At 74.7% G+C, this 14,394-nt stretch carries 12 protein-coding genes; 9 read left to right on the plus strand and 3 right to left on the minus strand.

All coding sequences use genetic code 11. The annotated features are described in order from the left end of the window. Positions 1–47 precede the first annotated feature (47 nt). Both OG946_RS28075 and OG946_RS28080 read right to left on the minus strand, forming a co-directional pair. Positions 48–3,134: a tetratricopeptide repeat protein gene (locus OG946_RS28075; RefSeq protein ID WP_326798764.1), complete on the minus strand. Its 3,087-nt coding sequence runs from the start codon at positions 3,132–3,134 to the stop codon at positions 48–50. Then, on the minus strand, positions 3,131–5,005 hold the full coding sequence (locus OG946_RS28080; RefSeq protein WP_326798765.1) for an HSP90 family protein: 1,875 nt from the start codon (positions 5,003–5,005) through the stop codon (positions 3,131–3,133). The genes OG946_RS28075 and OG946_RS28080 overlap by 4 nt, the downstream gene beginning before the upstream one ends. Positions 5,006–5,170: 165 nt before the next feature. On the opposite strand from OG946_RS28080, the gene recG reads away from it, so the two are divergent. From recG to mutM, 8 genes are all read left to right on the plus strand, one after another. Continuing rightward, positions 5,171–7,450, plus strand: coding sequence for an ATP-dependent DNA helicase RecG (recG, locus tag OG946_RS28085; protein ID WP_326798766.1), 2,280 nt, complete (start codon positions 5,171–5,173; stop codon positions 7,448–7,450). A 151-nt stretch (positions 7,451–7,601) separates the two neighbouring features. Then, positions 7,602–8,177, plus strand: coding sequence for a 16S rRNA (guanine(966)-N(2))-methyltransferase RsmD (gene rsmD / locus OG946_RS28090; protein WP_326798767.1), 576 nt, complete (start codon positions 7,602–7,604; stop codon positions 8,175–8,177). Between the two features lie 96 nt (positions 8,178–8,273). Further along, positions 8,274–8,753: a pantetheine-phosphate adenylyltransferase gene (coaD, locus tag OG946_RS28095; protein WP_326800386.1), complete on the plus strand. Its 480-nt coding sequence runs from the start codon at positions 8,274–8,276 to the stop codon at positions 8,751–8,753. 24 nt (positions 8,754–8,777) lie between these two features. Next, positions 8,778–9,956, plus strand: coding sequence for an ATP synthase F0 subunit B (locus OG946_RS28100; RefSeq protein WP_326798768.1), 1,179 nt, complete (start codon positions 8,778–8,780; stop codon positions 9,954–9,956). A gap of 116 nt (positions 9,957–10,072) precedes the next feature. Further along, positions 10,073–10,753 (plus strand): YceD family protein, encoded by a 681-nt coding sequence (locus OG946_RS28105; RefSeq protein ID WP_326798769.1) that lies wholly within the window; start codon positions 10,073–10,075, stop codon positions 10,751–10,753. Positions 10,754–10,755: 2 nt separating this feature from the next. Beyond that, on the plus strand, positions 10,756–10,929 hold the full coding sequence (rpmF, locus tag OG946_RS28110) for a 50S ribosomal protein L32 (RefSeq protein WP_018844671.1): 174 nt from the start codon (positions 10,756–10,758) through the stop codon (positions 10,927–10,929). An 18-nt stretch (positions 10,930–10,947) separates the two neighbouring features. Next, positions 10,948–11,859: a ribonuclease III gene (gene rnc, locus OG946_RS28115; protein ID WP_326798770.1), complete on the plus strand. Its 912-nt coding sequence runs from the start codon at positions 10,948–10,950 to the stop codon at positions 11,857–11,859. A gap of 7 nt (positions 11,860–11,866) precedes the next feature. Next, on the plus strand, positions 11,867–12,721 hold the full coding sequence (gene mutM, locus OG946_RS28120) for a bifunctional DNA-formamidopyrimidine glycosylase/DNA-(apurinic or apyrimidinic site) lyase (protein WP_326798771.1): 855 nt from the start codon (positions 11,867–11,869) through the stop codon (positions 12,719–12,721). Positions 12,722–12,749: 28 nt separating this feature from the next. On the opposite strand, the gene OG946_RS28125 is transcribed toward mutM, so the two are convergent. Continuing rightward, a complete protein-coding gene (locus OG946_RS28125) occupies positions 12,750–13,727 on the minus strand; it encodes a CAP domain-containing protein (RefSeq protein WP_326798772.1) in 978 nt (325 codons plus the stop codon). 145 nt (positions 13,728–13,872) lie between these two features. Here OG946_RS28125 and OG946_RS28130 point away from each other — a divergent pair, with 145 nt between their 5' ends. Next, the gene (locus OG946_RS28130) at positions 13,873–14,154 is read left to right on the plus strand and encodes an acylphosphatase (protein ID WP_047018320.1); all 282 of its coding nucleotides are present in this window, start codon (positions 13,873–13,875) and stop codon (positions 14,152–14,154) included. The last annotated feature ends 240 nt before the right edge of the window (positions 14,155–14,394 follow it).

Consider the following 14,394-nt stretch of genomic DNA (forward strand, 5'->3'; position numbering starts at 1 on the left):
GCCGCACTCGCCGGGTGGCGGCGGTGCGGCGTGGGGTGCGTCGGCGATCAGTCCCCGGCGGCCTCGGTCCCGGCGTAGTTCAGCAGCGCCTGGGCCTCGTCGCGGCGGGACTCCGCGGTCTCGGTGGCGGTGTCGCCGTCCGCGTACGCGGCGAGTACCGCGCGGGCCCGCTGCGCCGCCGCCCCGGGGCGGCCGAGGTCGGCCTCCAGCCAGGCGGCGAGCAGTTGGGCTCCGGTGTACTCGTCGCGGCAGTCGGGGCCGAGATCGGCGAAGCCGGCCACGGCGCGTACGACGTGGGCCAGGCCCTCTTCGTACGCGGTACGGGCGGCCTCGGCCTCGGACTCGTCCGGGTCGTGCGGCGTGCTGCCGACGGCGGCGGTGATCAGGTCGCCGGTCTGCCGGTGCGTGGCGGCGAGTTCGGCGAGCAGGACGTCGCGGAGCCCTCCGCGGACCGGGGCGCCGCCGGCCTCGGCCGCCTCCGGGGCGCCCGGCTCCGTCGTCGCCAGGGCCGTCGTCAGCTCCCGCTCCGCCTCCGCCATCAGCGCCCGGCCCGTCGCCGCGCCCTCCTGCGCCGGCCGGAGTGCCAGCCAGGCGCGGGACCTGAGCGTGCGGATCAGCGCCGGGACGTCGCCCAGGTCCCGCCAGAGCGCGCCCGCGCGCTCGTACGCGCGGGCCGCCTGGGTGTCGAGGTCCGCCGCGCTCAGCGACTGCGCGGCCAGCGTCGCCAGCATCGCGTGGTCGCGGGCGCCCTCGCGGGGCCAGGCTGCGGCGATCTCCGCGGCCAGCACGTACTGTTCCGCCGCCTGCTTGTACTCCCCGAGCCGCCGAAGGGCGTCCCCCAGCCACCAGCGCGTCTGCACCACGGCGCCCTCGCCGTGCCGGTCCGCGCTCAGGTCCGCGAGCGCGTCCTCCAGCACCGCCGCCGCCTCCGCCGCGCGGCCGAGGCGGAGCAGGGCGCCGCCGAGGTGGTGGCGGGCCCAGGCGCCGGTGCCGGCGGAGTCGCCGGCCTCGTCGGCCCAGAGGGCGGCTTCGAGCAGATGCTCGGCGCCTTCGCCGTCGCGGCCGGTGTTGCAGAGGATGTCGGCCAGTTGCAGGTGGAGGCCCGCCTGCCCGGCGGGCCGGGCGTGCAGGGCGCTGTGCTCCAGCGCCCCGCGCACGGCGCGCTCCGCGGTCTCGCGGTCGCCGAGCCGGGACGCGATGCCGGCCAGCGCGGACTGGGCCCGTACGGCGTACCAGGGCACGCCCGCGGCGGCGTACCCGTCGACCGCCTGCTCGTACAGCGCCGCGGCGGGCTCCATCTCGCCGCGGCGGGCGGCGAGTTCCGCCTGGAGTTCGTACGCCTCGGCGATCCGTCCTGCGACGCGCGGATCGTCCGCGTACGGCGCGGCGAAGTCCGCTACCGCGGCCACCGCCTCGGCCGCGGAGCCTTCCGCCACGGCGGTGTCTGTTGTGCCGGAAGCGCCGTCGCCGTGCATCGTGTGGATACGGGCCCGGCAGACCAGCGCCGTCGCCGCCTCGGCCGCCGTGGCGCGGCCCTCCGCGTGCAGCGCCAGCGCCCGCGCGCAGGGCTCCGCGACCGCCGCCAGGGCGTCGTCCGTACGGCCCTCGCGGGCGAGGGCGAACGCCGCGCGGGCGCGCGCCACCTCGGCCTGGCCCGGCTCGTCCGCCGCCTCGAAGAGCCCGGCCGCAGTCCCGAAGAGGGCCGCGACCTCGCCGGCCGCCGTGTCCGGGTGCATCGCGCGGTGGGCGGCGGCCTCCGCGCGGTCGCGTACGGGCAGCTCGGCGCCCGCCTCCGCCGCCGCGCGCGCCGCGTCCGCCCAGGCCCGTACCGCGTCGGGGCGGCGGGCCTCCGTCAGCTCCCTGGCCGTCGCCAGCAGCTCCGCCACCCCGGGCCGTGCCGCGGGGGCTCCCGCGGCGGTCGTCCCCGCGGCACCGGCCGCGGGAGCCGTGGGAGCCGCGGACCGGCGTACCGGCCGGCCCACGCGCAGCCCCAGCGGCAGCCGCTCCGCCAGCGGCTCCCGCGCCATCCGCTCGCGTACGCCCGCCGACACCGCCGCCGTGCCGTTGCGCGCGTCGAAGCGGCCCGCGAGCGCCAGGGCCTCGCGCTCCGCGTAGGCCCCCAGCTCCGCGACCGTCCACTCCCGGCCGGCACCCCCGGCCCCCGGCGGGCCCACCACCGGGTCCGCGCCCAGGCCGAGGTCCGCCAGCCGCCGCGTCAGCAGCGCCGTCACCGCCAGGTACGCCATCAGGCTCGACGGCTCGCCCCGGTCCGCCAGATACGCGGGCCGCTCCGCCAGCAGCTCAAGACCCCGCGCCTCGTTGCCCGTCAGCGCGCAGAACTCCACGTGCCGCGCGAAAGCGAACCGCATGCTCTCCATCCGCCGCACCATCCGGTGCCCGCGCAGGTGGTTGGCCCGCGCCTCGTCGACGCGGCCCAGCCGCAGCAGCGGCAGGAGCGACTCCGCGAGCGTGGCGTGCGGCTCGTGCGCGCAGGTGTGCACGCCCCCGAGCACCGGCGCCCACAGCTCCAGCGCGGCGGCGTCGTCCCCGTGCCCCGCCTCCCAACTGCCCTGGCCGCGCAGCTCGCAGGCGTGGCAGTCGCTCGTGGCGTCGCGCTCCGCGGCGCGCCAGGCGGCGTACGCGCGGGCGGCGCGCGCGTCGTCGCCGACGTGCTCGGCGATGTGGTACTCGGCCTGCCGCACGGCGCGTTCGCTGTGGCCCGCGAGGCGGTAGCGGCGCTCCATCTCGGCGAGCCACTTCTCCATCGCCGCCAGCGGGATGTGCGGCTGGTCGGTCATCCCGGAGGAGACCCACTTGAACATCCAGAACAGCCGGTGGGTGTCCTCCTCGTCGAAGTCCTCCGGACGCTCGTCCCACATGCGCAGCAGCCGTGCGAAGGGGACGAACATCTTGTCCTGCTCGGAGCTGAAGTTGTACGTCTGCAGCAGGTGGATCAGGCCCTCGACGACGAACGCGGCCTGACCGGTCCGCTCCGCCTCGGCGAGCAGCCGCTCCGCGCCCGCGTTGCGCCCGGGGCCCTCCGGCTCCTGCGCGTTGCCGTGCATCGCCTGGCGGAAGGCGAAGATGTCGGCGGGCGGCCCGGCGGGGGAGGGGGCGGGGGTGTCCGTGCTCATCGGCCGTCCTCCTCGCCGGTCCCGGGGGCGCCGGCCGCGGGGTCCGCGGCCCCCGGCGGGTGCGTCGCCCACTCCAGCAGGCCGGCGAACGCCCGGTTCAGCAGCGCCGAGTCGGCGGGCCGCAGCGGGCGCTGCGCCATCAGCAGCGCCTGCCCGTACAGCGCCTCGACCGCGCTGCCGACCAGCTCGGGGGCGCCCAGCGTGCTGATCCGGCGCACCAGCGGGCTGCGGTGGTTGAGGACGAGCCGGGCGCGCGGGGCGCCGCCGCGCAGGCTGCCGAGGATGTCCGCCCACAGCTCGTCGGCCTGCTCCTCCTCGTCCGCGCGGGCCCGTTCGTGCCGGGCGGCGCGGTCGTCGAGGTGGAGCGCGGGCACGGTCAGCGGGTGGAAGGCGCGGAGCACGACGTCGCAGGCGAGCGGGTCGAGGCGGGCGCGGGCGACGCCGAGGAAGCCGGACAGGGCCAGCTCCTCGGCCGCGTCGACGCCGTCCAGGTGGGCGGTCACGGTGTCCGGGTCCAGCTCGGCGACCGCGGTCCCGGGGCGTACCCGCGGCAGCAACTCGACCAGCTCCGCGTCGTAGGTGTAGCCGCCGTTGACGACGCCGATGCCCTGCGCGGAGGCGATCGGCGCCACCTGCCGGAACTCCTCCACGCTGCGGGTGAAGTGCACCACCGGGTGGCGCTGCGCGAACTCCGCCAGCGACACCTGCCCGTCGGTGGTCTCGAACGGCAGCCACGGCAGCATCGTGCGCAGCATCTCCTCGTCGTGCCGGGCCAGCGACTTCACGCCCAGGTGGTGCACGGAGAGGAACTGCGTGAGCCGCTCCGGGTCGCCGGTGGCCAGCGAGGTCAGCCAGTCGCGTACGGCGCCGCCCAGCGCCTCCCGTACGGCCAGCAGCGTCTCGTCCTCGTACAGCGCCTCCCGCGAGGCGGTCGGGCGCAGGCTGTCGGTGTCGACGACGCAGCGGACGAAGAACGCCCAGTCGGGCAGCAGCCCTTCGGCGCGCGCGGTCAGCAGCATGCCCTTCAGATGCACGCGGTGCCCGGCGCGCTGGGCGGGGCTGACGGCGGACGGCAGCACGTACGCGACCCCGCGCACGCCCGCGAGCGGCACGTCCAGCTCGACGGCGTCGAGCGGGGTGAAGCCGAAGACGTCCCGGCAGTGGGCCGCGAGCGCCACCCGGCGGGCGGCCGGGCTCGGGTACGGGCGGTCCCAGACCGCGGGCAGCTCGGTGACCGGCGTCTCGCCGACGCGCACGTCGTACGGCAGGAGCGAGCCGAAGTCGCGGGCGAGGTCGGCGACGCGGGCCGGCTCGAACCACTCGGCGCAGCCGGGCCGCGGCGTCAGGTGCACGGTGGTGCCGGGCTCGGGGCGGGCGGCCTGGGGGAGGGTCCGTACCGTGTACGAACCGTCGTCGGCGGCCGTCCACTCCACCGGCGGCGCCCCGGGCTCCCGCGCCGACCTGCTGACCACCCGGATCCGCTCCGCGACCAGGAAGCAGGCCAGCAGCCCGATGCCGAACTGGCCCAGGAACCCGGCCCGCACGGACTCCAGGCCCCCGGCGCGCTTGGAGCTGCGGCCGATGGTGGCGAGCAGCTCGTGCACCTCCGCCTCGGTGAGCCCCACCCCGCTGTCCTCGACGCGGAGCCCGGCGCCGTCGCCGTCGTCGGGCTCCGGGTACAGCCGGATGCGGTCCGGCGCGCCGGGGTCGGCCGTGCGCCGTGCGGTGACCGCGTCGACGGCGTTCTGCAGCAGTTCGCGCAGATAGACCCGCGGACTGGAGTAGAGGTGGTGGGAGAGCAGGTCCACCAGGCCGCGCAGGTCGACCTGGAAGGTGTGGGACGAGGCGGGCGCAGCGTTCTCAGATGTCATCACGAGAGCGCCGGCGGGGGGTGGAAGGGGCGGCGCGGGTCGGGCGATCCCGATCGGCTTCGGTGATCGCGAAGGGGAGTTCGAGGCGGACCATCGTAGGACCGCGCGGGTCCGGGTTACCAGGGGTTTCCACGCTCTGTCGGCTCGATGGTGTGCAATGGACGCGTGTCCGTGCTGGAAGAGCCCCTGAAGACGTCCGTCGGCGACCGGACCGCCAAGGCCATGGCGGAGCACCTGGATCTGCACACGGTCGGAGACCTGCTGCACCACTACCCCCGGCGGTACGCCGAGCGCGGCGAGCTGACGCGGCTGGCCGACCTGGAGACCGACGAGTACGTGACGGTCGTCGCGCAGGTGGAGAAGGCCGCCATGCTCGGTACGGGCCGGGGGCGCCGGCTCGAAGTGGTCATCACCGACGGCAGCGGCCGGCTCACCCTCGTCTTCTTCGGGCGGGGCGCGTACCACCCGCAGAAGGAGCTGCTGCCCGGGCGGCGCGCCCTCTTCGCCGGCAAGGTCACCGTCTTCAACCGCAAGCGCCAGCTCGCCCACCCCGACTACAAGCCGCTGTCCGGCAAAGACGGCACGGGCGCCGACGCCGAGGCCGACGAGTGGGCGGGCAAGCTCCTCCCGCTCTACCCGGCGTGCCGGCAGCTCGCCTCCTGGCAGCTCCAGCAGGCCGTCGACACGGTGCTGGACGGGCTGGAGGCCACCGGCTGGGAGGGCGTCGCCGACCCGCTGCCCGCGGCGCTGCGGACCGAGCGCGGGCTCGTACCGCTGCGCGAGGCGCTGCTGAAGGTGCACCGGCCGAAGACCAAGGCCGACCTGTGGGCGGCGCGGGACCGGCTGAAGTGGGACGAGGCGTTCGTCCTCCAGGTCGCCCTGGCCCGGCGGCGGCACGCCGACGGGCAGTTGCCCGCGGTGCCGCGGGTGGCGCCCGCCGAGGGGCTGCTCGCGGACTTCGACGCCCGGCTGCCGTTCACCCTCACCGAGGGCCAGCAGCGGGTCTCCGCCGACATCTTCGCCGACCTGGCCACCGACCACCCCATGCACCGGCTGCTCCAGGGCGAGGTGGGCTCGGGCAAGACGCTGGTGGCGCTGCGCGCGATGCTCGCCGTGGTGGACGCGGGCGGGCAGGCCGCGATGCTCGCGCCGACCGAGGTGCTGGCGCAGCAGCACCACCGCTCGATCACCGAGATGATGGGCGAGCTGGCCGAGGCCGGCCTCCTCGGCGGCGCCGAGCACGGTACGAAGGTCGAGCTGCTCACCGGCTCCTCCGGCGCGGCGGCCCGCCGCAAGGCGCTGCTCGACCTGGCCACCGGCGAGGCCGGGATCGTCGTCGGGACGCACGCGCTGATCGAGGACAAGGTGCAGTTCCACGACCTGGGCCTGGTCGTGGTCGACGAGCAGCACCGCTTCGGCGTCGAGCAGCGGGACGCGCTGCGCGCGAAGGGCAACCGCGGGGACGACAAGCGCACGCCGCACCTGCTGGTCATGACCGCCACGCCCATCCCGCGCACGGTCGCCATGACGGTCTTCGGCGACCTGGAGACCTCCGTGCTCGACCAGCTCCCGGCCGGCCGCTCGCCGATCGCCAGCCACGTCGTGCCGGCGGCCGACAAGCCGCACTTCCTCTCCCGCGCCTGGGAGCGGGTGCGGGAGGAGGCCGAGGGCGGGCACCAGGCGTACGTCGTCTGCCCGCGCATCGGCGACTCCGCGGAGGAGGCGGAGCCCACGGGCGGCAAGAGCGGCAAGAGCAGCAAGGGGGCGAAGGGCGGGAAGGGCGCGAAGGAGGCGCCGTCGCCGGAGGACGAGGCGGAGAGGCGGCCGCCGCTGGCGGTCCTCGACGTCGCCGCGCAGCTCTCCGCCGCCCCCGGGGCGCCGCTGGCCGGGCTGAAGGTCGAGGTGCTGCACGGGCGGATGCAGCCGGACGCCAAGGACGACGTGATGCGCCGGTTCGCCGCCGGCGAGGTGGACGTGCTGGTCGCCACGACCGTCATCGAGGTCGGCGTCAACGTCCCCAACGCCACCGTCATGGTCATCATGGACGCCGACCGCTTCGGGGTCTCCCAGTTGCACCAGTTGCGCGGCCGGGTCGGCCGCGGCGCGGCCGCCGGGCTCTGCCTGCTGGTCACCGAGATGCCGGAGGGCACGCCCGCCAGGACCCGGCTGGACGCGGTCGCCGCCACGCAGGACGGCTTCCGGCTCTCCCGTATCGACCTGGAGCAGCGCCGCGAGGGCGACGTCCTGGGGCAGGCGCAGTCCGGGGCCCGCTCCAGCCTCAGGATGCTCACGGTCATCGACGACGAGGACGTCATCGCCGAGGCCCGGGACGCCGCCGCGGCGATCGTGGCCGAGGACCCCGAGCTGACCGCGTACCCGGAGCTGCGCGGCGCGCTGGCGAGCCTGCTGGACGAGGAGCGGGAGCAGTTCCTCGACAAGGGCTGAGGGTGTCCCGCGGCGGCGGCCGCTACGGGCCCCGGGGCCGGAGACGTGAGTGTCCCGCCGCCCCCGCGCCACCGGGCGGCACCGCGCCCGTCACCCCGGAGGCATATCGTGGGACGGACAGCGCCCGTGAGGACAAGGACACCCAGCAGCCATGACCCGCGTGATCGCCGGCACCGCCGGCGGGCGGCGCCTGGCCGTGCCGCCCGGCACCGGCACCCGGCCCACGTCCGACCGCGCCCGCGAGGGTCTCTTCTCCACCTGGCAGACCCTCCTCGGCCCGCTCGAAGGGCTGCGCGTCCTCGACCTGTACGGCGGCTCCGGCGCCGTCGGCCTGGAGGCGCTCTCCCGCGGCGCGGCGCACGCGCTGCTCGTCGAGGCCGATGCCCGCGCCGCCCGCGTCATCCGGCAGAACGTCCGTGCCCTCGGCCTGCCGGGCGCCGAGGTGCGCGCCGCCCGCGCCGAGCAGGTCGTCGCCGGGCCGCCGCCCCCCGACCCGTACGACGTGGTCTTCCTCGACCCGCCGTACGAGGTGGGGGACGCGGCCGTGGGCGAGATACTCGTCACACTCCGTGCCCACGACTGGCTGTCCCCGGGCGCGCTCGCCACCGTGGAGCGCAGCACCCGAGGCGGTGAATTCCCCTGGCCCGACGGGTTCGAGGGGCTGCGGGCCAGGCGCTACGGCGAAGGCACGCTCTGGTACGGTCGCGCCGCCTCACCGGCCCCATGACCGCCCGCCTCCGTCCCGCCCCCGACCCTGGACCGTCACCGAAACCTCATGACCCTCATGCCCCTCACGACCGGAACCGAGAGCGAGGAACCTCCGTTGCGCCGCGCCGTCTGTCCGGGGTCCTTCGACCCCATCACCAACGGGCATCTCGACATCATCGCCCGGGCCTCGAAGCTCTACGACGTCGTGCACGTCGCCGTGATGATCAACAAGTCGAAGAAAGGGATGTTCACCGTCGAGGAGCGGATGGACCTCATCCGCCAGTGCACGACGGAGTACGGCAACGTGGAGGTCGAGAGCTTCCACGGCCTCCTCGTGGACTACTGCAAGGAGCGCGACATCCCCGCCATCGTCAAGGGGCTGCGCGCCGTCAGCGACTTCGACTACGAGCTGCAGATGGCCCAGATGAACAACGGCCTGTCGGGCGTGGAGACCCTCTTCGTCCCCACCAACCCGACCTACAGCTTCCTCTCCTCCAGCCTGGTCAAAGAGGTGGCCACCTGGGGCGGCGACGTATCCCATCTCGTACCCCCGGTTGTCAACCGGGCACTTGACGAACGCCTCACCAAGTCCTAGCCGGGCGCCGTAGAGTCTTTCCCCATGGACGTGCAGAGAAAGCTCGACGAGATCGCGGAGGCCCTCCAGGGCGCGCGGTCCATGCCCATGTCGGCGTCGTGCGTGGTCAACCGCGCCGAGCTGCTCGGCATGCTGAACGAGGTGCGCGAGGCCCTGCCCGGGTCGCTCGCCCAGGCGCAGCAGTTGCTCGGCGGGCGCGAGCAACTGGTCGAGGAGGCACGCCGCGAGGCCGAGCAGATCCTCGACGAGGCGCAGAACCGGCGCACCGCGCTGATCTCCGACACCGAGGTCGCCCGGCACGCCCAGGCCGAGGCCGACCGGATCCTGGGCGAGGCCCGCCAGGAGGCCGAGCAGATCAGCGCCGAGGCCGACGACTACGTCGACAGCAAGCTCGCCAACTTCGAGGTCGTCCTCACCAAGACCATCGGCTCGGTCGACCGCGGCCGGGACAAGCTGCTGGGCCGCGCCCCCGGGTACGACGACCCGCAGGGCTTCGACGCCGGCCAGGACCCGGCGGGCGAGGCGCCCGAGCGCAGCGCCGACCCGCACGAGCAGCGCAGGCGCGCGGACACGTACGTCGAGGCGCAGTTCCAGGCGTTCCAGTCGGTGCTGACCAAGACCCTGGAGGCGGTCGGCCGCGGCCGGCAGAAGCTCCAGGGCGCGCGGCCCACGGACCAGCTCGGCGAGACCTTCGGGCAGCCGGGTACGGGGCACACGGGCACGACGGACGAGAGCTACCTCGCGGAGCTGGCCGAGCTGGCCGACCCGCCCCCGGCGCACGCCCCCGGCGCCCCGCAGGACCCCGTGATCCCGCCGCCGCCCGCGCAGCAGCCCCCGCACGCCGTCCCGCAGCCGGCCGCCGCGTACTACGACGCCACCGCCGCGCAGGGCTACAGCCAGGCCGGCTACCCGCAGCCGGAGCAGCCCGACTACCCGCAGAGCTACGGCCAGGGCTACCAGCAGGGCTACGAGCAGCCGGAGCCCGGCTACGGCTGGGCGCAGCAGGCCGGCCAGCAGGAGCAGGCCGCGGCCGGCGCGTACCCGGGCGCCGGGCAGCAGATGCCGTACGGCCAGAGCGACGCGCACCTGCCGCAGCAGGGCGGCTACACCCCGGCGCCCGCCGCGCTGGACGAGACGAGCCTTTTCGACACCAGCATGATCGACCTGGAGCAGCTCAGGCAGTACGACGACCGCGGCCGCTGAGCCGCCGGGGAGCACCCAACGGGTCCGGCCCGGACGGACGCCCGGATTGGGTCTTGGGCCGGGTCTCAAGTATTCTGGACCCTCGCCGTATCGCGCCGCGCCCGTCCCTGCCCGTCATGCGCAGGGTGCACGAAAGCAGGAAAGCCCTGAAAGCCCATCCGGACCACCGCGCCCCTCTCGTGTTCGACACACGGGACCTGGGCCGCCGTCCCGGTACGCTCAAGCGGCTCTCCCGCACCGTGCCGGCGCCCAAGGACCTCGGCAACGAGGTGGTGGGCGTGCCGGAGGGCGACCCCGTCGAGCTGGAGCTGCGGCTCGAGTCCGTGATGGAGGGCGTGCTCGTCACGGGCACCGCCCGGGCACGGGCGACGGGCGAGTGCGTAAGGTGTCTGGAGCCGCTCGGGCAGGAGCTCCGAGTGGACATCCAGGAGTTGTACTCCTACCCGGAGACCGACGCCAGGGGCCGTGTGGCCCGCGGCGGCGGTTCCGGCGCGGACGCCGAGGAGGCGGACGCGGAGGAGGAGGCGCTGTACCTCGAGGACGACATGTTCGACCTCGAACCGGAGCTGCGCGACGCGGTGGTGCTCGCACTGCCGCTGCAGCCGGTGTGCCGGGAGGACTGCCCGGGCCTGTGCCCCGACTGCGGGGCGCGGCTCGCGGACGACCCGGACCACCGGCACGACGTCGTCGACGCCCGGTGGGCGGCGTTGCAGGGACTCGCCGAGACCGTCTCGGACGGCGAGAAGGACGATACGAGCGGCGCTGACGACGGCGCCGGCGAGAAGCAGGAGAAGTAGCCGTGGCCGTTCCGAAGCGGAAGATGTCGCGCAGCAACACGCGCCACCGCCGGTCGCAGTGGAAGGCTGCGGTCCCGCACCTGGTGGCATGTGAGCGCTGCCACGAGCCGAAGCAGCAGCACATCGCATGCCCGAACTGCGGCACGTACAACCGCCGCCAGGTCCTCGAGGTCTGAGCGACGGGGAGAAGGCTCATGTCTGATGCCACTACGCCGCGGAAGGCGCCGGCCGACACAGCCTCGTCCCCCAAGATCCTGGAAGGGCGGCTCGAGTACGAACTCGAGCCCGCCCTTCTGGTGCGCGCCCTCACCCACCGCTCGTTCGCGTACGAGAACGGCGGTCTGCCCACCAACGAGCGGCTCGAGTTCCTCGGGGACTCGGTGCTCGGCCTGGTGGTCACCGACACGCTGTTCCGGGGCCACCCCGACCTGCCCGAGGGCCAGTTGGCCAAGCTGCGGGCCGCGGTGGTCAACTCGCGTGCGCTCGCCGAGGTCAGCCGCGGGCTCGACCTGGGCGCGTTCATCCGGCTCGGCCGGGGCGAGGAGGGGACGGGCGGCCGGGACAAGGCGTCGATCCTCGCGGACACGCTGGAGGCCGTGATCGGCGCGGTCTACCTGGACAAGGGACTGGAGGCGGCGTCGGAGCTGGTGCACCGGCTGTTCGACCCGCTGATCGAGAAGTCCTCGAACCTCGGGGCGGGGCTGGACTGGAAGACGTCGCTGCAGGAGCTGACGGCCGCCAGGGGACTGGGCGTGCCGGAGTACCTGGTCAGCGAGACCGGCCCGGATCACGAGAAGACCTTCACGGCTGCCGCCCGCGTCGGTGGTGTCACGTACGGCACCGGCACCGGCCGCAGCAAGAAGGAAGCGGAGCAGCAGGCGGCGGACACCGCCTGGCGCGCGATCAGCGCGACCGGGGCGGGCGGCGAGGCGGGCAAGGGCGCGGCGGGGAGCAACGGCTCCGCGGCCGCGGCACCGGAGCCCACGCCGGCCGGCGGGTCCGACGGCGCGTCCGCATCCGGAGGTACGCCCGCGGACGTACCGGACTCCGCGGACGGTGACGCCGCCGCGGGCCCCGCCGGGGCGGCGCAGGCCGCCGACCGGTAGCGCGGCGATGCCGGAGCTGCCGGAGGTCGAGGTGGTGCGCCGCGGCCTGGCGAAGTGGGTCGCGGGCCGCACGGTCGGCTCCGTTGAGGTGCTGCACCCCAGGTCCGTACGCCGGCATCCCGCGGACGCCGCCGACTTCGCCGCCCGGCTGACGGGGCACCCGCTGGGGGAGCCGCGGCGGCGCGGCAAGTACCTGTGGCTGCCGCTGGCCGACGGCCCCGAGTCGGTGCTCGCGCACCTGGGCATGAGCGGCCAGTTGCTGGTCCAGCCGGAGGCGGCGCCGGACGAGAAGCACCTGCGGATCCGGGTCCGCTTCGCGGACGAGACGGACACGGAGCTCCGCTTCGTCGACCAGCGCACCTTCGGCGGCCTTTCGCTGCACCCGAACGCGGCCGGGGGTCTGCCCGACGTCATCGCGCACATCGCCAGGGATCCGCTGGACCCGGAGTTCGACGACGCGGCGTTCCACGCGGCGCTGCGCCGCAGCCGGACCACGATCAAGCGGGCGCTGCTGAACCAGTCGCTGATCAGCGGCGTCGGCAACATCTACGCGGACGAGGCCCTCTGGCGCGCCCGCCTGCACTACGAGCGCCCCACCGCCGGCCTCACCCGTCCCCGTACCGCGGAACTCCTCGGGCACGTCCGCGCGGTGCTGAACGCCGCGCTCGACGTCGGCGGCACGAGCTTCGACAGCCTGTACGTCAACGTCAACGGCGAGTCCGGCTACTTCGCCCGCTCGCTCGACGCGTACGGCCGCGAGGACGAACCATGCCGCCGCTGCGGCACCCCGATCCGCCGCCGCCCGTGGATGAACCGCTCCAGCTACTTCTGCCCGCGCTGCCAGCGCCCGCCGCGCCCCTGACGCGGACGGACCGCCCGCAAGCCGCGCCTCAGAAGCCGAAGTTCTGCGTCCACCAGGGGCCGCCGTCGCCGAAGTGCGCGCCGACGCCCAGGGTGCGGAAGTCGCAGTTCAGTATGTTCGCGCGGTGGCCTTCGCTGTTCATCCAGGCGTCCATCACCGACTGCGCGTTGGCCTGGCCGCGGGCTATGTTCTCGCCGCCGAGGTCGGCTATGCCGTAGTCCTGCGCGCGCTCCCACGGGTCGTTGCCGTCGGGGTCGGTGTGGTCGAAGAAGCCGCGCTCCGCCATGTCCTGGCTGTAGTCGCCGGCCAGCTTCGCCAGCTCCGGGTCGTTCGTCAGCGGGCGGCAGCCCGCCTGCGCGCGCTCCTGGTTGACCAGCCGCAGCACCTCCGCCTCCGCGGCGGTGGTGGCGTCGGCGGTGGCGGTGGGCTTCGCGGAGCGGGTGGGCTCGGAGGTCTCCGTCTTCGTGGGGGAGGGGGACGTCGACTCCGTACGGGACGGGCTCGGGGACTTCGACGACGGGTCCGCGGACTCCGGCTTCTCGCGCTCGGGCGCCGGGGCCGACGGCGAAGCGCTCGTCGACTCCTTGCCGTCCCGGGAGTCCTTGCCGCCGGTCTTCTTCGCCTCCGGCGTCCTGCTCTCCGGCCGCTCCGAGCCGTCGCTCGCGGACGGCGACGCCTCCAGCGTCGGCAGCTCCGAGGAGCCCTGGGTTCTGGGCGCCGGCGGGTCACCCGCCTGGACGTGCCCGGCGGGTCCGCCGCCGCCGCGGTCGAGGTCGAAGCCGTTGCCGAGGACTCCGGAGGCCATCGCCACCGCGCCCACGGCCAGCGCCGCCGACGTACCGAGCATCCCGGCCCTGGCCGGGCTCTGCTTGCGGTGCTGTCCCCGCGACCGGCCGGCGGCGTGCGCCTCGCGGTCACCGTAGGAGTCGTACGAGCCGTACGCGGCGGGCGTGTTCCCGCGGTGGCCTGTCGGGGGCTGCGGCTCCGAGCGTCTGTGGCGGCCCATCCGGCTGACCCCTCACGTCCGACGACAACATCTCCTGCACACGCGCCACTCGCACACACGAGTGATATTGCTGTCGGCAGACTGTACGCCATGCCCCCCGCACCGGACGTGCCCGCGGCCACATCGTCCGGATAACGTGCGTCACATGAGTACAGACGTCCGCATGACGGCATGGGTGCGCGGCGTGGTCCAGGGCGTCGGCTTCCGCTGGTTCACCCGCGCCCGCGCGCTGGAGATCGGCGGCCTCAGCGGCTTCGCCGCCAACCTCGCGGACGGCCGGGTCCAGATCGTCGCCGAGGGTCCGCGAGCGCAGTGTCAGGAGTTGCTGGAGTGGCTGCGGTCCGCCGACACGCCGGGCCGCGTCTCGGGTGTGACGGAGATCTGGGACGAGCCGCGCGGCGGATATCACTCATTTGCCATCCGCTGAGCACGCTCCGCCATATGGGCTGGTCCGACAGGGATGACCAGCGGGTTGCCAACGGCTGCCGGGCGTGCAAAGCTCTCACACCAGACGGGTCCTGCCACCCCCCGCGGCCTGCAATTGCACGCGCTGCGCCCGATACGGGGTGTGATCGTGTTGACCGTCAAACTATTTGGTGAGACGCTTGAAGCCCCGCGCACCCTTGCTGTTTGTGCCATGGGCAGACACGCGGGTGCGAATCCCTCA

The organism is Streptomyces sp. NBC_01808, from assembly GCF_035917395.1.
Lineage (GTDB): Bacteria > Actinomycetota > Actinomycetes > Streptomycetales > Streptomycetaceae > Streptomyces.

What these genes read in the sequence shown, in the direction of transcription:
- OG946_RS28105 (WP_326798769.1), top strand. Translation starts at nt 10,073, where the DNA reads ATGCGCAGGGTGCACGAAAGCAGGAAAGCCCTGAAAGCCCATCCGGAC.
- OG946_RS28130 (WP_047018320.1), top strand. Translation starts at nt 13,873, where the DNA reads ATGAGTACAGACGTCCGCATGACGGCATGGGTGCGCGGCGTGGTCCAG.
- OG946_RS28075 (WP_326798764.1), bottom strand. Translation starts at nt 3,134, where the DNA reads ATGAGCACGGACACCCCCGCCCCCTCCCCCGCCGGGCCGCCCGCCGAC.
- mutM (WP_326798771.1), top strand. Translation starts at nt 11,867, where the DNA reads ATGCCGGAGCTGCCGGAGGTCGAGGTGGTGCGCCGCGGCCTGGCGAAG.
- rsmD (WP_326798767.1), top strand. Translation starts at nt 7,602, where the DNA reads ATGACCCGCGTGATCGCCGGCACCGCCGGCGGGCGGCGCCTGGCCGTG.
- rnc (WP_326798770.1), top strand. Translation starts at nt 10,948, where the DNA reads ATGTCTGATGCCACTACGCCGCGGAAGGCGCCGGCCGACACAGCCTCG.
- OG946_RS28125 (WP_326798772.1), bottom strand. Translation starts at nt 13,727, where the DNA reads ATGGGCCGCCACAGACGCTCGGAGCCGCAGCCCCCGACAGGCCACCGC.
- OG946_RS28080 (WP_326798765.1), bottom strand. Translation starts at nt 5,005, where the DNA reads ATGACATCTGAGAACGCTGCGCCCGCCTCGTCCCACACCTTCCAGGTC.
- OG946_RS28100 (WP_326798768.1), top strand. Translation starts at nt 8,778, where the DNA reads ATGGACGTGCAGAGAAAGCTCGACGAGATCGCGGAGGCCCTCCAGGGC.